We start from the raw sequence: 20858 nt of genomic DNA, 5'->3' as shown, positions 1-20858 counted from the left end.
ATTCGGGGACGGCGCGGCATGCAGTACCGTGATCCCGGCTTGAGAGTCAGTGATCGGTCGCCGACTGCTGGACGTGGTCGTCGGCGCCGTCGCTAGAGCGCGAACCGAGCGTGGTATCGAGGTCGTTGGGAAGTAGTTCGTCGGCCGGTGGGAGCGGAGCATCGGCGCCTCCGAGTTCCGTGGCGAGGTCGAGTAGTTGCGGCGGGACCAGGCCGGCGTCCGCCGTCGGCCACGGACTGTCGCCTGCGGTCGCGCCAGCGATGACTGCTAGCTCGAAGACGTTCCGTTCGAGCGACCGGTCGAGCGAGGCGGCAGCTTCGGTGCTCTCGGCGCTCCGGCGGAGCGTCTGGTCGCGGCCGAAGGCCTGGACCGTCTCGACGGCCTTGTCGGCGGCTTCGGTCCGCGCGAGCAGGTAGAAGCCGCGGGAAACGAGGACGTCGGCGGCGAGTATTTCGAGGTTCGGCTCGGTGTGATCGTTCGGATCGCGCTGGGCCCACGGCTGCTCGTGAGCCAGCGTACGGGTCAGGCGGAGCCCCTCGTAGATGAGCTGGACGCCTGCACCACGTTCCGCGACGGAGCCGGCGGTTGCCGACCCGTCGATCGCTCGTGCACTCGACAGGGTGAGCGCCCCGGGAGCCATCGAGCCCTCGTGGAGTCGGTCTTCGAGAAGCTCACGTAGGGCGTCCGGCTCGATATCGGTGACTGCGTCGTGTGCTGCCTGCCGAGTCCGCACGGCCTCATCCATCAGTCCGGGCTAGGGAGAGGAGGGGCAAAGACCTTTGGAAAGTCTGCCTGTCCCACAGTCATCCCAACCGCATGCCAGCGCCGGGTCCATTCGGGAGACCTGACACTCGCTGGAAACGAGTGAGAGACCGCCAGTCTAGGCAATCCGACAGGAGAGGCAGCCACTGGACCACCCCCATCGACGTAACTTACAGGATGGGCGGGACCGCAGTCAGCGTATGATCGACGAGAGCGCCGCCGGCGATGTCCGGACGGTAACGCTAGCACGACCGGAGCGTCGGAACGCACTGACTTCGGAGGGATTGGACGAGCTAGAGGATGCGATTACGGGGGCTGAGGAGCCGGTCGTCTATCTCCACGGTGCAGGCTCGGCGTTCTGTGCAGGCGCGGATCTCGACGTCGTCGACGCCCTCGACGATTCCGGTGCCGCCGCCGAGTTCGCCGCCCGCGGCCAGCAGGTCGCGAGAGCGATCGAGACCGCAGAGCCGATCGTCGTTGCCGGGATCGACGGCCCGGCCCGTGGCGGCGGCGTCGAACTCGCGCTGGCCTGTGACGTCCGCATCGCGACCTCAGACGCGACGTTCGGCGAACCGGGAGTTAGCTTCGGCCTGTTCGGGGCCTGGGGCGGGACAGTCCGCCTGCCGGAGGTCGTCGGTCTCGGTGACGCGATGGAGTTCTCGGTGACTGGCCGCGAACTCGACGCCGAAGAGGCCCGGCGGATCGGACTGGTCTCACGGCTCGTCGAGCGGCCGGATGCCGTTGCCCGCGAGATCGCAGAGAACGACCCGGCGGCGCTCGCCGTGCTCAAAAAGCGACTGCATGATACGTCGTCCAGGGCCGAACAGGAGCGTCGCGAGGCGGCCGCGTTCGCGGAGCTAGTGATGGAGCGCAAACGAACGAACGAAACCGGCGACTGAAACGGGTCAGTCGTGCTCTGGCGGCGCGGGCGGCATCGCGCGCTTGTGCGCGCTCCGTTCGTACATCTCGCGAACCGTCTCGATGGGCGCGAGGTCGATACCGAGCGTCTCGGCGGTCGCGCTGGCCGAGAGCGGCCCGTCAATATGTAGCGCGAGAATCGGATCGAGCGTGTCGTAGCCGATGCCCATCTCCTCTTCGTCGGTCTGGCCGCTCCAGAGCCCGGCCGTCGGCGTCTTCTCGACCAGATCCTCTGGGACATCGAGGTCACGCGCCAACTGGCGCACCTGCACCTTGTAGAGGTTACCGATCGGGTGACAGTCGACCGCGCCGTCGCCGTACTTGGTGTAGTAGCCTACCTGCGCCTCGCTCCGGTTCCCCGTCCCGAGCACGACGCGGTTCTCGTGGTTGCCCACCAGATAGTTCAGCACGGCACGGCTCCGTGCCCGGGCGTTCCCCACTGCGATGTCGTCCCCCTTCGCATCGGGATAGGCCGCGACGAACTGCTCGATGATCGGCGCGATTTCGATGACCTCGTACTCGATGCCGAGCATCTCGGCGACGCGTTCGGCGTCGCTCATGTTGTCCTCACGGCTTACGGTGCCGGGCATCACCAGCCCCTTGAGTTTGTCAGCACCCAGTGCCTCGACGGCAAGGTGTGCAACCGTCGTGCTGTCGATACCGCCGGAGAGACCCAGCACTGCCCCATCTGCTCCTGCATCGTCGACCGTCTCCGCAATGAACGTCGTGATGTGGTCACGTCGCTCCCCGAGTTCGTCGTCCGATAGTCGAAGCTCAACCATTATACCACACTACGTGCCCAGACGTGTAAATCATGTTCGTTTGATGCAAACCTTATCGGGATTCGTGGGGTGAAAGTAGCCGTTTCGACGGAAAAGACTGCACCATCGCCCCGCCCTGCGAGCAGCCGGTATCGTCGCCTCGTCGATCACCCGACGGAAGCGCTACGTTCAAGTATCGGGGTAGTCAACTCCGATATGTAACGGACCTCGAAGTGAGCGCCGGTGGTAAGCAAACCCCCTGAGTTTGCGAGCCTCGGCGCGCGAGGTACGAGCGCGCCGGTGGTAAGCGAGTTCGACGAACTCGCGAACTGCGGCGCGAACGAAGTGAGCGCCGGTGGTCCAGTGGTAGGACATTAGCTTCCCAAGCTAATAGCCCGGGTTCGATTCCCGGCCGGCGCACTTCCGACTGACACAGTCAGCCGACGTTTGCTTCGCTTTGCTCAGCAAACTCCCTTCGGTCGTTTGCCGCCCGATGTTCGCAAACAAACAGCGTTTGCTCACTCCCGGCCGGCGCATTTCTACTGCGAACATCAGTAAGCAGTGAAATCGCTACTGAATCGAACCCTGGAAGTCGCAGCGCCGAGCAACGCGATGGCGACCGTCTTCCTCCGGTTCGATTCCCGGCCGGCGCACTTCCGACTGACACAGTCAGTCGACGTTTGCTTCGCTTTGCTCAGCAAACTCCCTTCGGTCGTTTGCCGCCCGATGTTCGCAAACAAACAGCGTTTGCTCACTTCTGATCGACGCCGTCGATCAACGTTTGCTTCGCTCCACTCAGCAAACTCCCGGCCGACATCCTGTGTGGCCCGCGATTACGGAGAGTTCACCGGACTCGGCTCGTTCGACACCTGATCGGCAGGGAGTGCTCACTGGGGGCGTGCGACGCTCGAACACCGCATGCAGAGCACGTCCTCGCCGACCCAGTTAACGCTCGTCGAGTCACAGTTCGGGCAGTAGTGGTGGTCCGTATCGTACTCCGTCGATCCCCGGGGAGCGGCGAGATAGCCCGTCTCGACGACTCGTTCGAGCAGGGACGGAAACCGGCGGCGTTTGTACCGGGCGCGGTGGGCGAGAAAGTTGCCAGGAGCGGCGGGGTCTGAGCCGTGTAACTGCTCCCACTTGATGGCGATTTCGCCGTCAGCGAGGCTTCGAGCGACCTGTTTAATCGGCGTTGCGGCGGCCTCGAACAGCGGTGTCGTCCCCCAGCGCTGTGGATCGTCAATGCCGTCGCTCGCGTCCTCGTAGGCCGTACTCGCATCCTCGTAGGCGTCCTCTGTGCCGCTCAGGTCTCCAGCGACGTGGAGGTCAGCGACGAACTCCTCGAAGCAGGCGGCCTGTACCGGTCGCTCCGTGACGTGGGCGAGGTCGCGGGCAACGGCGATGCCCTCGACTGCTCGGCGAGTGGCACGGACGTCACGACCGGCAACGCGGTAACAGATCGCGGCGGTACAGAGGTAGCCGAGGCCGATGCCGACCCAGCCGCGTTCGTCGTCGTCGAACGGGCCGACGTCTTCGCGGGGACCCGAGAGGACCCGGCGCCCGGCGCGGGTGTAGGCGTCGCCAGCCAGTGGATACTCGCGGTCGGAGAGCGCAGCAATAGCGGCGTCGTACTGTCCGTCGTCTTCGGCGCGCATGGACGGCCTACGGTGCGGAGACGCACAAAGGTTCGTCCTGACAAGAGGTCGTAATAGAGCACCGAAGCCGCGGCGCTTTTGCCGAACGACGCCGTACCGGGCGGTAGTGAACCTCCACGTCCGGTACGAGGGCGACGACGACCCGGATAAGTGTACTGCGAAAAAGCTCGAGCGGTTCGATCTGGCGACCCTGCACAAGAGCGACCGGGCGACGCCCTATGGCGTCGTGTTGAACCCACACGCCGAACAGGCGCTCTCGCCCGCCGATACGACGGTGAGCGATCGGCTGGTCGCGCTCGACTGCTCGTGGGAGAGCGCCCGCGAGGCGCAGTTTACCGTCGACGGCGAACACCGGGCGTTACCCTTCCTCGTCGCGGCAAACCCGATCAACTTCGGGAAGCCGTTCCAGTTGACGACCGTGGAAGCGCTGGCCGCCGCGCTGTGTATTTTGGGCGAGCGCGACCACGCCGAGCGAATCCTGGCGAAGTTCACGTGGGGCGAGACCTTTCTGGAGATGAACGAGGAACCCCTGCGGCGCTACGCCAACTGCGAGGATTCGAGCGACGTCGTCGCGGTCCAGCAGGAGTATCTGGATCGGGAGTGATTGGGTGTGCGAGGTCGGGAATGGTTCAACGAGAGATGGGTAGTGACAGTTACTCCTCGACGGCGTCGAGCAGTGCCGAGCGGGTCTCCCGAAGCCGGTCGAGCACGGCGTCGTAGGCCAGTTCCGACTCGGTGTCGGAGGACAGCCGTTCGATCACACCATCCGATAGCTGTTCGGCGATCACCTCCGTCGCCGAGAGGAGCCATTCGGCCCGATCGGCCAGCCGTCTGACATCGCCCGGTGCGACCCCGTAGCGGTCGTCTAGCTGCCCGGGATCGACGCCTGCGATCCAGTCGTCGAGGATGCGTGCAGTCTTGACCGTCGCGAGCCAGGACTGGAAGTTGCCATCGAAATCGCGGACGGACTTGGTGAACTGGGCTTCGTTGCGCATGGCGAACTCGCTGAGGCGGCCCGCCTCCTCGCTGCGGACGTGCTGAGTGCTCATGTCTTCCGTATCACAGACCAGTTCGAGCACCGTCAGCGTCGTGACGCGGTCCATCGTCGCCGCCGTCCCGAGCGCCTCTACGACCTCCGCACCCGTGAGCGGGTCGACGTAGACCCGCGAGACGAGGCGGCCGAGATCGGTCGCAACCAGTCCATTGTCACGGCGGAGCATCCCCGTCGCGTCGAGATACGAGAGCACTTCGTCCGTGAGGTCGACCAGTTCCTCGGCGTCGCGCTGGTGAGCGAAAAACGTCGAGGCGAGCACGTCCCGAAGCCCCTCGCGGTCGTCCGCGAAGCCGCTAGCGAGCGTCGCGAGAGCGTGCGTGCGAAGCGCCTCTCTGGAGGCGAGTTTCGACTCGACACGCTCGGGATCCGCGCCGATGTAGCGCTCACGGAGATCAGCGGCGTCGACCCCGGTCGCGACCAGCATCGCCTCGCCGTAGGGGTCCAGACCCGGCCGGCCGGCCCGCCCGAACATCTGGTGGACCTCCAGGATGGGCAGGGGTTCGTAGCCGTCGCCCGTGAAGCGCTCGTGATCCCGGACGATCACCCGTCGCGCGGGGACGTTGACGCCAGCGGCGAGCGTCGGCGTCGCACAGAGTACGGCGAGATCACGGTCTCTGAACGCCTGCTCGACGACCGAGCGATGCTCGGCGCGCAGTCCCGCGTGGTGAAACGCGACGCCGCCCTCCGTGGCCTCCGAGAGCGACCGCCCGGTGCTGGTCGTCGCAGTCTCGCCGATATCGCTCGCTACCGCCGGAGCCTGCCGGAACTCTTTGGCGGCCAGCGTCCGGGCGAGCGTCTCCGCCTCGCGACGGGAGTTGACGAACACGAGCGACTGGCCGCCGTCCTCGATCGCGTCGGCGACCAGGGCCGTCGTCGGCGGTTCGTCTCCCAGTTCGATACGTAGGCGGTCGCCGTCGTCGAACGCAACGCTTCCGTCGTCGTAGACGCCGGTCCGGAGATCGATCGGTCGCCAGGTCGAGTGGACGAGTTCGGCCTCCAGCCAGTCGGCGATCTCTCCCGCGTTCCCGACGGTGGCCGACAGCGCGACGATCTGCTGGTCCGGAACGAGTCGCTGGAGTTTCGCGAGCGTGACTTCGAGCGTCGGGCCCCGGCCCTGGGCGTCTAGCAGGTGGACCTCGTCGACGACGACGCACTCTATCGCTTCGACCCAGCCGGCACCGTTCCGGATCGCCGAGTCGACCTTCTCGCTCGTGGCGACGACGATGTCGTGCTTGCCGAGCGTCTCGTCGTCGGTGTCGTAATCGCCCGTCGCGACGCCGACGCTTACGTCCGGAAGCTTCGAGAACGTTTCGTACTTTTCCGTAGCAAGCGCCCGGAGCGGGACGACGTACAGCGAGGAGCCACCGGTCGACAGCATAGCTAACTGCGCGACAAGCGTCTTCCCGCTGGCGGTCGGCATCGCCGCCACGACGCGCTCGCCGCGCGTGATTCCGGCCTCGACCGCGGCCACCTGCGGCGGGTACAGCGATTCGATCCCCCGCTCCTCGAAGTGCGCTACGAACTCCGACGCGAGCGACAGGTCCCGGACATCCATCTACCGGGTACTGGGGCGAGATCGTATTTAAACTACGGGGCGGCTATAGCTGTCGCGAACCATCAAGCGCGACGAGAACGGCGTTTGCACGCGGGGTTGCACGGTACTTGCGCCACTTGCCGTCTTTGCGACGCGTGACGAGACCAGCGTCGGTTAGCTTCGAGAGTGCGTGGCTGATCGCGCTATCGCTGACGTCGAGCAGCGGCGCGAACTCACAGACGCAGAGTTCGTCGTCCGCGGCGTGGAGCATTCGAACGATCTTGTAACGGGTCTCGTTCGCCAGTGCAGAGAGTAGTTCAACGTCGGTATCGAGGTCGGAGCCACCCGCTACGGCGTCGAGCGATTCGAGTTCGGCCAGTCGCTTGGTCACCTCCTCGTCGGCACACGCGTCCCGGTCGTCGGCGAGGTACCGCTGGAGGCGTTCGTTGGACGACATACCCGGATTTGAACGGATACTGAATTAAGGGTTTTGGAGTGTCTCTCGAAATCCCAGTAGATCACTAGTCCAAACAATTTAGTATTCACTGATATGACTCTAGCTCATGGCCGAAATAATCGAACGGCGAAACTGGACGAGTGACTGGAGGCCGATCCGCACGGATCGCTGCGGAACGTCGAAACGCCGTCGAGCGGGGTGTCCGGACTGATGGCTACCCACAAGCAGGTCAACTACCAGGACCTCGAACCGGTCTCGGGCGCGATGCGCATGTTGAGTGACTCGCTCGACAGCAGGCAGGTCGGCGTCTCAGTCGTCCGCTGTGATCCTGGCTGGAGAAACAAACCGCACGGCCACGCCGAGAACGGTCACGAGGAGATCTACCTCCTGCTCGAGGGCCAGGCGACAGTCGTAATCGACGACGAGCACGTCGAGATGGAAAGCGGCGACGCAGTCTGGATCCCCCCGAGTTCGACGCGCCAGATCAGAAACAGCGACATGGAGAGCGCCTTCGTGCTTGTCAGTGCGCCGGCATCACGCTGCGTCGCCGCGACCTGCGAGGGCGAGGAGGACTTCTGGTCGACCGAAGGGTTCGTCGGCTAACTATCCCCTCATCGGTATCGAAGCGTTTAACAGTATGTTTGAGCAAGTGTTCAAATGAATTCGGCAACAAGCCGATTGCTAGACGAGTAGTCGCCGGACATACACTGCCCGAACGATTGAACGAATACTACGATTCAACGAATGACCGAACTAACCCTCTATGAAGAAGCGATGTGTTGCTCCACGGGCGTCTGTGGCCCCGATCCAGACGACGAACTCGTCGAAGTAAGCGCGGCGCTGGACCAACTCGACGACGAGTTCGAGACCGTCGAGATCAGCCGTGTGAACATGCAACACAACATCGAGCAGTTCCTCGAGACCCAGCGGATCTACGACCTCGTACAGGACCACGGCCCGTCCGTCCTGCCGATCACGGTCGTCGACGACGAGATCGTCGCCAAGGAAGAATACCTCTCCTACGACGAACTCGAAGCCAGCCTCGAGAGCCACGCCCAGCCCCAGGAGGCCTAATACATGCCCGAAACCACACACGAGGCCCGAGAGATCGTCGAACCGAGCAGCGAGGACACCGAGTTCGTCTTCTTCAGCGGCAAAGGCGGCGTCGGCAAGAGCACGGTCAGCTGTGCGACCGCCACCTGGCTCGCCGACAACGACTACGATACCCTGCTGGTCACCACCGATCCCGCACCGAACCTCTCGGACATCTTCGAGCAGGAGATCGGCCACGCGGTCACCGCTATCGACGGCATCGAGAACCTCTCGGCTATCGAGATCGATCCCGACGCCGCGGCCGAGGAGTACCGCCAGGAAACGATCGAGCCGATGCGCGAACTGCTCGGCGAGGACGAGATCCAGGCCGTCGAGGAACAGCTCAACAGCCCCTGTGTCGAGGAGATTGCCGCCTTCGACAACTTCGTCGACTTCATGGACAGCCCCGACTACGACGTGGTTGTCTTCGACACCGCGCCGACCGGACACACGATCCGGCTGATGGAGCTCCCCTCCGACTGGAACGCCGAACTGGAGAAGGGCGGCTCGACATGTATCGGTCCGGCCGCCTCGATGGAGGAGAGAAAGAAGGATTACGAGCGCGCAATCGACACGCTCCAGGATCCCGACCGAACCTCGTTCGCGTTCGTCGGAAAACCCGAGGACTCCTCGATCGACGAGATCGAACGGAGCGCGAGCGACCTCGGCGAACTCGGCATCGAGTCCCAGCTACTGATCGTCAACGGCTACCTGCCCGAGACGGTCTGTGAGGACCCCTTCTTCGAGGGGAAACGTGAGGACGAGCAGGACGTTATCGCCCGAGCGAACACCGAGTTCGACGCCGACGCAATGGCGACCTACCCACTCCAGCCCGGCGAGATTGCGGGTCTGGACCTGCTCGACGACGTCGGCGGCGTGCTCTATGACGGCGACGAGGCGACGGTCGACGTCGGCACCGCGGACAACGTCGAGGTCGACGAGGGGGTCGACTTCAACGCGCTGGCCGATCCCGACGCCGTCGCCGACCAGCTACGGCCTGTCGACGGGACGCGCTACCTCTTCTTTACCGGGAAAGGCGGCGTTGGCAAGAGCACCATCGCGTCGACGGCGGCGACGAAACTCGCCGATAGCGGCTACGAGACGCTCGTCGTCACGACCGATCCGGCCGCCCACCTGGAGGACATCTTCGGCGAACCGGTCAGCCACGCGCCGACCTCGGTCGGGAAGGAGAACCTCGACGCGGCCCGCATCGACCAGGAGAAAGCGCTCGAGGAGTACCGCGAGGACGTCCTCAGCCACGTCCGCGAGATGTACGGCGAGAAAGAAGACACACAGATCGACGTCGAGGCCGCAATCGCCAACGTCGAAGAGGAGTTGGAGTCGCCATGTGCCGAGGAGATGGCGGCCCTGGAGAAGTTCGTCAGCTACTTCGACGAGGACGGCTACGACATCGTCGTCTTCGACACCGCCCCGACCGGACACACCCTGCGCCTGCTCGAACTGCCCTCCGACTGGAAGGGCTTCATGGATCTCGGGTCGCTGACGAAAGGGGCGGCCCCGGCGAAAGGCGACAAGTACGACGAGGTCATCGAGACGATGCAGAACCCCCAGAAGAGCTCGTTCGCCTTCGTCATGTATCCGGAGTACACGCCGATGATGGAGGCCTACCGGGCAGCCGAGGACCTCAACGAGCAGGTCGGCATCGAGACGGCCTTCGTCGTCGCGAACTACCTGCTCCCCGAGGAGTACGGCGACAACGCCTTCTTCGCGAACCGCCGCGCCCAGCAACAACAGTACCTCGGCGAGATCAGCGACCGCTTCGAGGTGCCGATGATGCTCGCGCCGCTCCGACAGGACGAGCCGATCGGCCTCGACGAACTGGGCGCGTTCGGCGAGGAGATCACCGGACTGTCAGACATCAGCAGACGGGAAGAGGTGACTATTCAATGAGCCAGGAAGTATCCAACGAGCAAGCAGTCGAGGAGACGCTACAGACGTTCGTCGAGACTATCAAAGACTCCGAGACCTACGAGGCGTTCATGGCAGCCAACGAGCGCCTCGAGCAGGACTCCGACGCGATGGCGCTACTCCAGGAGTACCAGCAGACACAGCGCCAGCTACAGACGGGCGAGTTCGACGAGTCCGTAATGAGTGAACTGCGAGAGCTTCAGGAGGAGCTAAACGACAACGAGACGATTCAGGCCCACCGCGAGGCTCAAGAGGCGTTCGTCGGCCTGCTACAGGAGACCAACGACGCCATCAGCGAGCAGATCGGTCGCGAGTTCGCGCAGTCACTCGGAGGTGGGTGCTGTTGAGCTCCACCGACGAGGACGTGCTGGCGGCAGCCGAGGCCCTCGGCGAGGAACTCGCCGCGTCAGAGACGGACGCTTCTGAACGCCAGTTCGAGTCGTTACTCGTGGAGTGCAACGAGGCAATCACTGAAGAGACCGGCATCAAGTACGGCGAAGCCTGTGACGCTGGCGACTGCTGTTAAGTCGGCCAACGAGCAACGAAAAGGATGGCCGCGGAGTCGCCGATTAGCTTTCGACCGGTTCGGCGATCTCGTGTAGTTCGTCGACGGTGATCTCGATCTGGCCGTCGGGATCGGCCGATCCGGAGACCGGATCGAACGAGAGCGCGTACTCGTGCCAGTCGCCGATCCGGGCGGTCTCGTCGAGTATCTCCGCCTCGCTAAAGCCAACATCGCTCTCGGTGACGACGACCGTCTTCGAGCGACCCTCCGTGGGTCGCGATTCGAGTTTCAGATCGTAGGTGTGCCAGTCGCCAAACCGCGCGGTTACGTCGAGAATCTCCCCTTCTTCGAAGCCACCGATCGTTTCGATGATCTCGTAGCTATTCCGTGTCATACAGAGAAACACAGGTGCTGGACGCTGAAAAGGGTGTTTCCAGACAATAATTCATATATACGGTCGACGTATGTGTTCCAATCGCCGTGATTTCAAAACGTACAGGTGCGTGTTCGGTCAAGAACTAAAAATAGTCTAGTCTCGATTCGAACCGACTGCAGACTCGCTACCGCTCGTCTCTCGGAATTCGGATCCACTCGTCGATGATTCTGTCGCTCAGAGGTACGTTCGCCAGAAGAATAGTCCATCCTGGATTCGAACCAGGGTCGAAGCCCCCAGAAGGCTTCAGGATTGGCCCCTACCCCAATGGACTGACATGTCTCTAACCGCTCACTTACGCGAGCGCTTCATCAGTTTGTACTGCCCTTTGCTATTTGAGGGTTTCGAACTCTTCCGGTGTGAGTCGGAAGAGTCCCCGAAAGCGCCTACCTGATCGGATAGAGATCAGTCATCCGAGGCTGAGTCGAACGCGTCGGCGCCCTCTGGAACGGTGTAGTGTTCTTTCCGATGGCAGTTCGAACAGAGGATGCTGCATTTTTCCATCTCGGCACGGATCTTCTCTCGTGAGTAGCCATACGTGACCATCTGGCCGATTGCCATCTTTTTGTCTGCACTGTCGAGGTGGTGGAAGTCGAGACAGGCCGGGTCGGCCTCGCCACACCGAGTGCAGACGGCGACGTCGCGTTTGTACGCGTATACCCATGCTCGGTTGGCAGCACGGCGGGTTTTGGTGCGTTCATTGTTCGTCTCGCGATGTCGGTAATGCCAGCGCTGGTCGGCTGTGAGGTCGCTCCACTCCAGTTCGTCGGGGATGGTGACGTCGTCTGGTTGGGCATCAAGTCGAGAGCCGCGCGAGTACGCGGTTTCGAGCTCGGCTTGCTCTTTCGCTGCGTTCCAGCCGTCCGTGACTCGTAGGATGGTCGACGCCGAGGGCGTCAATCCCAGTTGTTCGTACTGTGCTTTCGTCGGCGATTCACCCAGTCGCTGTGCAGCTTCGCGGAGTGATTTGAAGCAAGTCTCTTGTGTGATCATACAAATCCTGGCGCGTCATCTCGGATGAATACTCGCGCCCCACCCGTTGGGGCGCGTGACAAAACGAGCGGGGAACGTACGCCCAGTAGGATGCGTAGATCAGTTCATAATCGATTAGAGACGTTAAGACGTGTACATAGTGGCGTTCGGAGCATGGGACGAGTCAGAATCGGGTCATACTCGGTGGCCTCGTCCGAAAAGCACTCGACAGTAAACGAGTAGACGGACGTCTAGGTGCCAGAGACTGGATGAGCGCTCTAGCCCGAGCAGTGAGGAGACGGCCGTTTTTTACCGGAAGAGCCTCCAGAGAGTGTAATCTACGCGATTGCGGGCTCACCACGTGAGAGTAGAATTGTTCATAATTGGTTCCCGTCTGCCGGTTTGACCGAACGAGCGAGGCCCCACACGGGTGAGCCTGTCCCAACGAGCAAGAGACGATTGGCTCAGTATCGAGCGATGCAGACGATATACTCGGAGAGAGCTACCCATCTCCGGGCAACAGTGTCGATCTCGACGTCGATCGATTGTTCTTTCCGACCTAGTTCGATTCGTGGTCCCATGAGACAGCCACTACCGGCCAATAGAGCCGATTATGAAAAACGAGCGAGTCTGTGAGAACGCGCGAACGTATCGCTAAAAGAGGGACCAAACGAGAAGTCAGGTATGAGTATGCAGTTAGGCCAAGCGAGCCGATAGCGACTTCCGTACCTGATCATGTGTGACCGACACCGACTTTGTACTCGATCTCGGATCCCTGTATATGTACGTTGGACGCTTCGTCGTCGTCGGCCCCTCAGTGGGCGCGTATCGAGTATCGTCACGGTCGTTTCCGAACCGAAAGGTCGTCGAGCGCGACGGCGCGCTGACCGTCGTCCCGACCGCCGAGGCCGAGGAGACCGACAACCCGTACGTCTCCTACAACTGTGTGCGGACGGCGGGCGACGCGGCCGTCCTCGGCAACGGTTCGCACGTCGATCCGATCACGGAAAAACTCGAACTGGGCTATCCCGCTCGTGACGCGCTCGCCGAGAGCCTGCTCGCGATGGATTACGAGAAGGACGACTACGACACGCCGCGCGTCGCCGGCGTGATCGGCGAGGATGCCTACATCGGAATCGTTCGGAAGGACGCGTTGCTCGTCGAGCAGGTCGAGGAGCCGACGCTGGTCGCGACCTACGAGAAGGACTCGCCGGAGGCGTTCGCGTTCGACGCCGATAGCGCGGCGGCGGCCGCAGGCCAGGCGTACGACCTCGACCTCGAACACGCGGTCTGTGCGGCGGGTATCGAGCGAACCGACGAGGGCGTCTCGCTGGCTATCGAGAACGGCGAGTAAGCGACTGCGGGCGAATTCTGAAGGAGATAGAGCGTGTAGCGATGCCCATGGACATCGGCGTCATCTCGGACGTGCACGGAAACAGGGTCGCGCTCGATACCGTCCTCGCGGACATGCCACCGGTGGACGCGCTGGTGTGTGCCGGCGACGTCGTCGGCTACAACCCGTGGCCCGCCGAGTGTGTCGACGAACTACGCGAGCGGAGGGTGCCGACGGTGATGGGCAATCACGACCGGGCAGTGGCGAGCGGGACGTCGTTCCGGTTCAACAACATGGCCGCGGCGGGGGTCGAACACGCCCGCAAGGAACTCGACGACGAGCAACTGGCGTGGCTAGACGCGCTGCCGGACGAACGGATCGATTTCGGCGGGCGGATGAAACTCGTCCACGGCCATCCCGATGACCCGGACCGGTACACCTACCCCGACGAGTTCAGCGCCCGGATGCTCGACGAGGAGGACGTGCTGGTGATGGGCCACACCCACATTCAGCACTGCGAGCGATTCGGCGAGGGGATCGTACTCAACCCCGGCAGTGTGGGCCAGCCACGCGACGGCGATCCGCGGGCAGCCTACGCCGTCGTCGACCTCGATGGGATGGACGTCGATCTTCACCGTGTCGAGTACGATATCGACGCCGTGATAGAGGCCGTCAGAGGGACGGAGCTACCCGATCGGATCGGCCAACGATTGAAAAAGGGGCAGTGATCTAGAACCGCGTTTGCATGATCTCGAGGGCGGCCTCGCGGTCCGTCCAGTCGACGAACACGGCGATACTGGTCGCACTCGTGATGACGTCGAGGATGTTGATACCGTCCTCACTGAGGGGGTCGATGATATCCGAGAGTACGCCCGGCTGGTTCGGGAGCTGGCCGCCGGTGACGCGAATGACGGCGATGCCATCGTCGACGGTGATGCTCGACAGCGGTTCCTGATCGACGACCTCGCGATGCAGGACGGTCTCGGCGTCTTCGGCCTGTCGCTCGTCGACGTAGAAGGTGATCGAGTCCATTCCCGAGGCGACGGCGTCGACGTTGATGTCGCCCTGGCCGAGCGCCGTGGTGAGTTCCTGCAGGACGCCCGGACTGTTGCGGATCGCACGACCGGCGACGGTCATGCAGGCGAGCGGTTCGTCCCGCATGTCGACGAGACTGCGGAACTGGCCCTCGACCTGCGTCCCGCCAGTGAGCAGGTCGCCGTGCTGGTAGTGGACCACCCGAACGCCCATGTTCCCCTCTTTGTATGCCAGTGCGCTGGGCGCGACGACCTCGGCGCCGCGGAACGAGAGGTTTCGGAGTTCGTCGACGGTGATCTCGCCGACGTTGCGTGCTCCTTCGACGACACGGGGGTCGCCCGTCATGACGCCCTCGACGTCAGTGACGATGACGACCTCGTCCGCGTCCATGTACTTGCCGAGCATGACGGCGGTCGTATCACTGCCACCGCGCCCGAGCGTGGTCAGCGATCCGTCCGGAGCCTGTGCGAGAAAGCCGGTAATGACCGGTACGACATCGCCAAGCCGTCCGGCGACGTCCTGGGCCCGTTTGTGGGTCTCCTCCACGTTGACCTCGCCGTCCACGTCGGTCAGCACCGGCCACTCGTCGCTGCCCGGTTCGAGGAAATCGGCGTCGACGCCGCGCGCGCCGAGCGCTGCCTTGAGCATCCGGACGCTGGTCCGTTCGCCCATGCTGACGATCTCGGCGCGGTCCGCGGGATCGGCCTCAAAAGAGATCTCAGAAAGCAGATCGTCGGTCGTACTTCCCATCGCGCTGGCTACGATGGCGATCTCGTGGCCCTGTTCGACGGCCTTGGCGATAGAGTCTGCGGCACGGTCGATCCGGTCGCCGCTGCCGAGACTCGTCCCACCGAACTTCACGACTACTCGCATACTACCACCCGGCCGCTCGTGTGACTGTGGCTCATGCGGGTCAGTAACCAAGGGGAGCGGATAACTGTGTCCATTGCGCTCCGACCGGGATTGTCGTTCGTGATACTCTCAGCGATCCCCCACAGAGAGGTCAGTTTCGAAGCAAACCGTCGAAACGCGGCCGGGAGCGTCACAAACGGTTTATCTACGTGGATCAATAGCACATAGCATGGAGATACGGGACGCAGTCGAAGCGGACGCCGACGACCTCGCAGCCATCGCGGACTCACCGACGGACGTGATGCGCAACCTCGTCCACGACCGGACGGTTCGTGTCGCCGAACCCGAGGGGACGGCGACGGATCCGAACACGGATACGGACCGCTCGGAGCGCGAGTTGCTCGGGTTCGTTAGCTTCGACGCGAAGACGAATACGGTCCACGTCACGCAACTGGACGGGACCACGGAAGCATGTCAGGCACTCCTCGCCGAACCGATCCGGTTCGCCAGACAGGAGGGGATGGACGTCGAACTGCTCGCTCCGACCTCCGAACCTGCGGTAGCGACTGCGGCCGAGGAGCTCGGCTTCGTCGCGGCGGGAAAGGGGCCGAAGTTCTCCGGCACCTCGACAGTTCGGTATCGGCTCGACCTGTAACGCGTCGGTGGAGCCGCGAGGGGAGCGATACGGAAGACGTCAGTCGGCGGTGCCCCCGGTAGCGCCGACAGGGGATTCGTACTTCAGGTCGGCGGCGAGGTTCGGGTGACATTCGGCACAGACCATCCGTATCCGCGTATGGGTCATTACGGCATCTCTGAGACGGTGCTCGAACCGGTGCGGGACGTCGTCGCCGCAGGTTTCGCAGGTAGGCATGATAGTCGTACACACACCGAGAGAATATAAATTTTGTCCAAACAGTCAGCGCTGAGTAACAGATTCAGATGTTAATTCGCTTGTTATCGCCAACACCAACAGTTCTGATCAGTAAAACTTTCGTATCGTGGTGTCGAGCGTGTCGAGGTCGACGATCGGCGCATAGCCGGCGTCGGGGTCGATGTTGACGCTCTTCTGGAAGTCAGTCTGGGCCTGCCAACAGCCGGAGTTGATCGCGAGAACGTTCCGGTACTTGCCGTAGCCGAGTTTATGGACGTGGCCCGTGTGAAAGATGTCCGGCACCTCGTCGATGACGAGGTAATCTTTTTCCTCGGGAGCCAGTCGCATATGCCCGCCGTACTGCGGCGCGACGTGACGTTTCTTCAGCAGGTGATACATCGGCTTTTCGGGCTCCTCGTAGGTCGCTTTCTCGTCCGGGAATTCCGCGATAATCTCGTCGAGCGAGACACCGTGGTACATCAGCACGGAGACACCCTCGATGGTAACGGTCGAGGGGTTGCTCGTGATCCGTGCGTCGTGGGCGGTCATGATGTCGCGCAGTTCCTCGGTGAACCCTGGCTGGGGCTCTGCCAGACGGACGGCGTCGTGGTTGCCCGGGATCATCACGATCTCGATGTCGCCGGGAACGGCCTTGAGATGTTCCGAGAACTGCTCGTACTGTTCGTAGATATCGACGATATCGAGTTCCTCGTCCTGATCGGGGTAGACGCCGACCCCCTCGACCATGTCGCCGGCGATCAGGAGATACTCGATCGCTTCGGCCGCTTCGGTGTGAAGCCAGTTCGCAAACCGGTTCCAGGCCTCGGTCATGAACTCCTGGCTGCCGACGTGGATATCGCTGATCAGCGCGGCCTGGACGTGCCGGTCAGCGGTCGACGGCTCGAACGTTCGCGGCACGTCCGGAAAGTACAGCGAGTCCACGAAGAGGATCCCGCCGTCGTCGGCGAGCGTTCCCTCCACGGCGATCACTTCGTCGAGGAGCAGTTCGTCGACCAGGTCCGCGAACTCGCGGTCTTTCATGACGAGACAGGGGAACGTTCCGGCGGTGTCTTCGAGTTCGACCAGCCAGTGACCGCTCGCTGTCGACCGGATATCGTTGACCATGCCGACGATGGCGGCGTCGGTGTTGCCGCCCATCGATTCGAGCGTATCCGTCGGCCGGTGGTTGACTCGGCCGCGCAACTGCCCGCTCAGTCGCTCGAAGCGGTCGCGAAACACGTCGACGAAATCGTCGTACTCGCCCGTCCCCGTGCTCTGGCCCGTCATATCGTTCGCTATCTCGATCGATCGGTGGGCAGCATCGCCACGGTTCGCGCCGTCGGCCCCCTCGAACGCGGTCGACGAGTCCGTCGCCCTGACAGTCGTCTCGGTATCGTCCGTGGGATCGCCTGTCACCCCCTTCGTTTCAGGTGGAGCATCCCGGACTCCATCTGCCTGTTCCGGCTCTCCATCTCCAGTTGAAACCGGGGGGTCGTCGGGTGGGGTAGAGACCGTTCCGTCCCCTGATTCGGTCGCTCCTGCCTCCGTCACGCGCCGGACTCGCTCTTTAGTGACAGTCAGCGCGTCGTCCGGGGTCGACTCGACCACTGCCTGTAACGTTCGCGCGGGGTTCTCGGCGGACGCGATCAGCGTCACGGCTTCGCGGTCCGCGTTGTAGCCATGTCTGGTCAGTTCGCGAACGATTCTGGCGGGAGCTTCCAGCGGCACTACACATAGGATACCGTCAGGCAGTCAAAAACGTGCCGGACCGTTCCGGTAGCGAGCAGAAGGTTGATTTTCGGTGGCCGAATAAGCAAGAGCAATGAACGACAGGCGGGACGGCGACGAGACGGACCCTCCATCGCCGTCGGATGACGATGGTGACGAGAACGTCGGCCACCGAGACCGAACGCACTCCGGCGACGACGGGAGTCACGGCGAGGAGGCCGACACCGACGAGACTGTGCCGGACGAGGCAGGCCTCGACGAAACGTCACGCCAGGGCCGACACGAAATGCTGGGCCCCGAGCCCAGTACCGAACGGGAAGCGACTGCCGCCGGAAACGGTAGCGGCGAGGACGTGCCGGCCCCCGGGGAAGACCCGGTCGGCTGGTTTCTGAACACGCGAAACAGTTCGGTGCTACTGTTCAAAGACATCGCCAGCAGTATCGCAATCGTCGCGATCATCGGACTCGTGCTGTTCTCGATCAGCGGCGTCTGGCCACCACTTGTCGCCATCGAAAGCGGGAGCATGGAGCCACACATGGAGAAAGGCGATTTGGTCTTCCTGACGGAGAACGACCGGCTCGCATCGAGCGACGCGGTGGCGGCGGGCGTCGTAACCCACGAAGCCGGTGAACAGTCCGGCTACACCAAGTTCGGTGACCACGGCGACGTGATCATCTTTAGACCGAACGGGCAGCAACAGACGCCGATAATACACCGCGCGCACCTGTATGTCGAAGAGAACGAGAACTGGTACGACAGGGCCAACAGCGACTACATGCGCGCGGACAACTGCGCCGAACTGAGCAACTGTCCGGCCCCACACGACGGCTTCGTGACGAAAGGCGACAACCCGAACACGAACCGACACTACGACCAGGTGGACCGGTATCAGATCGTCAAACCCGAGTGGGTCGAAGGAACGGCGGAGGTACGCGTCCCGTATCTCGGCTGTATCCGCCTGGAGTTCTCCGAGACGGAGTCCTGTCGGCTCTAGCGCGTCGCTGACTCGCTCGTAATACGTAACTCAGGACGGCTCCGACGGTTCAGTTGTCGAACCGTGCCTGCACGAACGGTTGGACGTCCTCGATGTCGCCGATCCGGGAATCGGACATGAGCACCGCTTCGGTCTCCTCGATCGGGACCGAGAGGCTGATCTCTTTCGTCCGGCCGTAACGCCCCTTGGAGACGACGACGGCATTGACGATACCGAGCATGTCGAGTTCGCTGATCAGATCGGTGACTCGTCGCTGCGTGAGGACGTCCGCATCGATCTCCTCACACAGACTCTTGTAGATGTTGTACACCTCGCCGGTGTTGATGTTGTGGACGCCGTTCTTTTCGAGCAGGATCGTCGAGAAGAGGACGAGTTTCGACTGGGTCGGGAGGGTGCGGACGACCTCCACGACTCGGTCGAGTTCGATCTTGTCCTGTGCCTGCCGGACGTGTTCTTCAAGGACGCGCTCGGACTGGTCGCGCTCGGCGAGTTCCCCCGCGGTACGGAGGAGGTCGAGCGCGCGTCGTGCGTCGCCGTGTTCCTGCGCGGCGAAGGCCGCACACAGCGGAATCACGTCGTCGGTCAGCGCGTCGGGTTTGAACGCGACGTCCGCGCGGTGCTGGAGGATGTCGCGGAGTTGATTGGCGTCGTAGGGCGGGAAAACGATCTCTTCCTCGCCGAGACTCGACTTGACGCGAGGGTCCAGAAAGTCGGTGAACTTCAGGTCGTTACTGATCCCCATGATCGAGACGCGGGAGTTGCTGAGTTCGGAGTTCATCCGCGAGAGGTTGTAGAGGGTGTCGTCGCCGCTCTTCTCGACGAGTTTGTCGATCTCGTCGAGCATGATCACGACGACGCGTTCGCGGTAGTCGACGGCATCGAAGAAGACGCTATACACACGGTCCGTCGGCCACCCAGTCATCGGGACCTGTTCCATCTCCTCGCGATCCGCCTTCAGTTCCTCGATGCGGTCGTCGAGCCCCTCGACGGAGTCGAACTCCGTATCGTCGAGAACTGCTGGAGTGGCCGTCGAATCCTTTCTCTCGAAATCGGCGGACGCACCCGTGTCCTCGGATGTCTCGTTTGCGGTCACGTCCGCCCGGAGCGACTCGAACTTCTCCAGACGTTCGTCGATCAACTCCTCGTTCTTGTCGATGAACTTGTTGGCTAGCTGGGCGAGGACCCGATACTGCGTGTCGGTGACCTCGCAGTTGATATACTCGACGTCACACGGGACACTGTACTTCTGTGACGTGCTCTCTAGCTCCTGGCTGACGAACTTCGCGCTCGCAGTCTTTCCGGTTCCGGTCTTCCCGTAAATGAGGATATTCGAGGGCGTTTCACCGCGAAGCGCGGCGACGAGAATCGTCGCCATCTTGTTGATCTGTTCTTTTCGATGGGGGAGTTCGTGTGGTGTGTAAGACGGCCTGAGCACTTCCTTGTTCTCGAAGATCGGTTCGCTGTCGAGCAGGTCGTCGAACAGGCCCTGGTTATCCCCTTCGACCTCGTCGTCGAGCACGACTTCGTCGAGATCGAGGTCGATAGACTGTGCGCTATCGCCCTTCTCACTGTCGCCGTCGGATCCTCGTTCGTTGTCAGCCATCTGTCAATCTGCTCCGGCAGTCTGGTGTCGTTTGACCCCTCCGTTTCACGTGGACACAACAGCCCAAATCTCCAGAGTCGCCGTCAGATAGTGTGTACGACGTGTATATCGGGTCCGAACTGTGCCAGATCGTCCAGTTGATGCAGACGAACCAAAGGTGAAGCAGGGTCTTAAATTCTTCTCATTTTCCATCAGCAGTTCAATCCGGTCAGTCGTACCGGTCCGACAGATGGTTTTCCTGGACGATTGTTGGGACAGTCTGGCACGAGTATAGTTGCTGACCGTTGATCTGCCGACGGATCCGCGCTCGATGGGAGCTATGCACGGTCGAAACGCATGCGATCGGGCGTGGACACGTGAACGGTAGCTA

At 62.6% G+C, this 20858-nt stretch carries 22 protein-coding genes and 1 tRNA gene; 12 read left to right on the top strand and 11 right to left on the bottom strand.

What is annotated here, in order from left to right; all coding sequences use genetic code 11:
- Window positions 1-46: 46 nt before the first annotated feature.
- Complete coding sequence (locus tag ACFQL3_RS16745; protein ID WP_377056374.1) at window positions 47-745, bottom strand: DUF7114 family protein; 699 nt, start codon at window positions 743-745, stop codon at window positions 47-49.
- A 217-nt stretch (window positions 746-962) separates the two neighbouring features.
- On the opposite strand from ACFQL3_RS16745, the gene ACFQL3_RS16740 reads away from it, so the two are divergent.
- Window positions 963-1661, top strand: a complete 699-nt coding sequence (locus ACFQL3_RS16740; RefSeq protein WP_377056372.1) for an enoyl-CoA hydratase/isomerase family protein — start codon at window positions 963-965, stop codon at window positions 1659-1661.
- Window positions 1662-1667: 6 nt separating this feature from the next.
- Here ACFQL3_RS16740 and ACFQL3_RS16735 read toward each other — a convergent pair whose 3' ends face one another.
- Window positions 1668-2462 (bottom strand): NAD+ synthase, encoded by a 795-nt coding sequence (locus ACFQL3_RS16735; protein WP_377056370.1) that lies wholly within the window; start codon window positions 2460-2462, stop codon window positions 1668-1670.
- Window positions 2463-2790: 328 nt separating this feature from the next.
- On the opposite strand from ACFQL3_RS16735, the gene ACFQL3_RS16730 reads away from it, so the two are divergent.
- Window positions 2791-2861 (top strand) — tRNA-Gly (locus ACFQL3_RS16730).
- A gap of 467 nt (window positions 2862-3328) precedes the next feature.
- On the opposite strand, the gene ACFQL3_RS16725 is transcribed toward ACFQL3_RS16730, so the two are convergent.
- Complete coding sequence (locus ACFQL3_RS16725) at window positions 3329-4096, bottom strand: hypothetical protein (RefSeq protein WP_377056368.1); 768 nt, start codon at window positions 4094-4096, stop codon at window positions 3329-3331.
- Window positions 4097-4202: 106 nt separating this feature from the next.
- Here ACFQL3_RS16725 and ACFQL3_RS16720 point away from each other — a divergent pair, with 106 nt between their 5' ends.
- Window positions 4203-4700 (top strand): DUF367 family protein, encoded by a 498-nt coding sequence (locus ACFQL3_RS16720; RefSeq protein WP_377056366.1) that lies wholly within the window; start codon window positions 4203-4205, stop codon window positions 4698-4700.
- Window positions 4701-4749: 49 nt separating this feature from the next.
- On the opposite strand, the gene ACFQL3_RS16715 is transcribed toward ACFQL3_RS16720, so the two are convergent.
- Together ACFQL3_RS16715 and ACFQL3_RS16710 are read right to left on the bottom strand one after the other, a co-directional pair.
- Window positions 4750-6705 (bottom strand): DEAD/DEAH box helicase, encoded by a 1956-nt coding sequence (locus tag ACFQL3_RS16715; protein ID WP_377056364.1) that lies wholly within the window; start codon window positions 6703-6705, stop codon window positions 4750-4752.
- A 43-nt stretch (window positions 6706-6748) separates the two neighbouring features.
- Window positions 6749-7141, bottom strand: a complete 393-nt coding sequence (locus tag ACFQL3_RS16710; protein WP_377056362.1) for an ArsR/SmtB family transcription factor — start codon at window positions 7139-7141, stop codon at window positions 6749-6751.
- Window positions 7142-7351: 210 nt separating this feature from the next.
- Here ACFQL3_RS16710 and ACFQL3_RS16705 point away from each other — a divergent pair, with 210 nt between their 5' ends.
- From ACFQL3_RS16705 to hcsS, 5 genes are all read left to right on the top strand, one after another.
- Complete coding sequence (locus tag ACFQL3_RS16705) at window positions 7352-7744, top strand: cupin domain-containing protein (RefSeq protein WP_377056360.1); 393 nt, start codon at window positions 7352-7354, stop codon at window positions 7742-7744.
- A gap of 141 nt (window positions 7745-7885) precedes the next feature.
- A complete protein-coding gene (gene arsD, locus ACFQL3_RS16700) occupies window positions 7886-8215 on the top strand; it encodes an arsenite efflux transporter metallochaperone ArsD (protein ID WP_377056358.1) in 330 nt (109 codons plus the stop codon).
- Between the two features lie 3 nt (window positions 8216-8218).
- Complete coding sequence (gene arsA, locus ACFQL3_RS16695; RefSeq protein WP_377056356.1) at window positions 8219-10144, top strand: arsenical pump-driving ATPase; 1926 nt, start codon at window positions 8219-8221, stop codon at window positions 10142-10144.
- A complete protein-coding gene (gene hcsL, locus ACFQL3_RS16690; RefSeq protein ID WP_377056354.1) occupies window positions 10141-10509 on the top strand; it encodes a halo-CC-star protein HcsL in 369 nt (122 codons plus the stop codon). The genes arsA and hcsL overlap by 4 nt, the downstream gene beginning before the upstream one ends.
- Entirely contained in the window at window positions 10500-10688 is a 189-nt protein-coding gene (hcsS, locus tag ACFQL3_RS16685) for a halo-CC-star protein HcsS (RefSeq protein WP_377056352.1), read from the top strand. The genes hcsL and hcsS overlap by 10 nt, the downstream gene beginning before the upstream one ends.
- 43 nt (window positions 10689-10731) lie before the next feature.
- On the opposite strand, the gene ACFQL3_RS16680 is transcribed toward hcsS, so the two are convergent.
- Together ACFQL3_RS16680 and ACFQL3_RS16675 are read right to left on the bottom strand one after the other, a co-directional pair.
- Window positions 10732-11061: a hypothetical protein gene (locus tag ACFQL3_RS16680; protein WP_377056350.1), complete on the bottom strand. Its 330-nt coding sequence runs from the start codon at window positions 11059-11061 to the stop codon at window positions 10732-10734.
- 444 nt (window positions 11062-11505) lie between these two features.
- Window positions 11506-12093 carry a homing endonuclease associated repeat-containing protein gene (locus tag ACFQL3_RS16675; protein WP_377056348.1) on the bottom strand — a complete coding sequence of 196 codons (588 nt, stop codon included), beginning with the start codon at window positions 12091-12093 and terminating at the stop codon, window positions 11506-11508.
- A 760-nt stretch (window positions 12094-12853) separates the two neighbouring features.
- On the opposite strand from ACFQL3_RS16675, the gene ACFQL3_RS16670 reads away from it, so the two are divergent.
- Both ACFQL3_RS16670 and ACFQL3_RS16665 read left to right on the top strand, forming a co-directional pair.
- Complete coding sequence (locus ACFQL3_RS16670; protein WP_377056346.1) at window positions 12854-13426, top strand: IMP cyclohydrolase; 573 nt, start codon at window positions 12854-12856, stop codon at window positions 13424-13426.
- Window positions 13427-13473: 47 nt separating this feature from the next.
- Window positions 13474-14133: a metallophosphoesterase family protein gene (locus ACFQL3_RS16665; RefSeq protein ID WP_377057136.1), complete on the top strand. Its 660-nt coding sequence runs from the start codon at window positions 13474-13476 to the stop codon at window positions 14131-14133.
- A 1-nt stretch (window position 14134) separates the two neighbouring features.
- Here ACFQL3_RS16665 and ACFQL3_RS16660 read toward each other — a convergent pair whose 3' ends face one another.
- A complete protein-coding gene (locus ACFQL3_RS16660) occupies window positions 14135-15313 on the bottom strand; it encodes an aspartate kinase (RefSeq protein ID WP_377056344.1) in 1179 nt (392 codons plus the stop codon).
- Window positions 15314-15521: 208 nt separating this feature from the next.
- Between ACFQL3_RS16660 and ACFQL3_RS16655 the strand changes: the two genes are divergently transcribed.
- Window positions 15522-15947: a hypothetical protein gene (locus ACFQL3_RS16655; protein ID WP_377056342.1), complete on the top strand. Its 426-nt coding sequence runs from the start codon at window positions 15522-15524 to the stop codon at window positions 15945-15947.
- 39 nt (window positions 15948-15986) lie between these two features.
- Here the strand turns inward: ACFQL3_RS16655 and ACFQL3_RS16650 are convergent, their stop codons facing one another.
- Together ACFQL3_RS16650 and ACFQL3_RS16645 are read right to left on the bottom strand one after the other, a co-directional pair.
- Window positions 15987-16163: a hypothetical protein gene (locus ACFQL3_RS16650; RefSeq protein ID WP_377056340.1), complete on the bottom strand. Its 177-nt coding sequence runs from the start codon at window positions 16161-16163 to the stop codon at window positions 15987-15989.
- Window positions 16164-16271: 108 nt separating this feature from the next.
- On the bottom strand, window positions 16272-17891 hold the full coding sequence (locus ACFQL3_RS16645) for a DNA-directed DNA polymerase II small subunit (RefSeq protein ID WP_377056338.1): 1620 nt from the start codon (window positions 17889-17891) through the stop codon (window positions 16272-16274).
- A gap of 94 nt (window positions 17892-17985) precedes the next feature.
- Here ACFQL3_RS16645 and ACFQL3_RS16640 point away from each other — a divergent pair, with 94 nt between their 5' ends.
- Complete coding sequence (locus ACFQL3_RS16640) at window positions 17986-18885, top strand: S26 family signal peptidase (protein WP_377056336.1); 900 nt, start codon at window positions 17986-17988, stop codon at window positions 18883-18885.
- 49 nt (window positions 18886-18934) lie between these two features.
- Here ACFQL3_RS16640 and ACFQL3_RS16635 read toward each other — a convergent pair whose 3' ends face one another.
- Entirely contained in the window at window positions 18935-20488 is a 1554-nt protein-coding gene (locus ACFQL3_RS16635) for a Cdc6/Cdc18 family protein (protein ID WP_377056334.1), read from the bottom strand.
- Between the last annotated feature and the right edge of the window lie 370 nt (window positions 20489-20858).

It is taken from the genome of Natronoarchaeum sp. GCM10025321 (assembly GCF_042663585.1).
Taxonomy (GTDB): domain Archaea; phylum Halobacteriota; class Halobacteria; order Halobacteriales; family Natronoarchaeaceae; genus Natranaeroarchaeum.
This window is presented reverse-complemented; position numbering and strand designations above follow the sequence as displayed.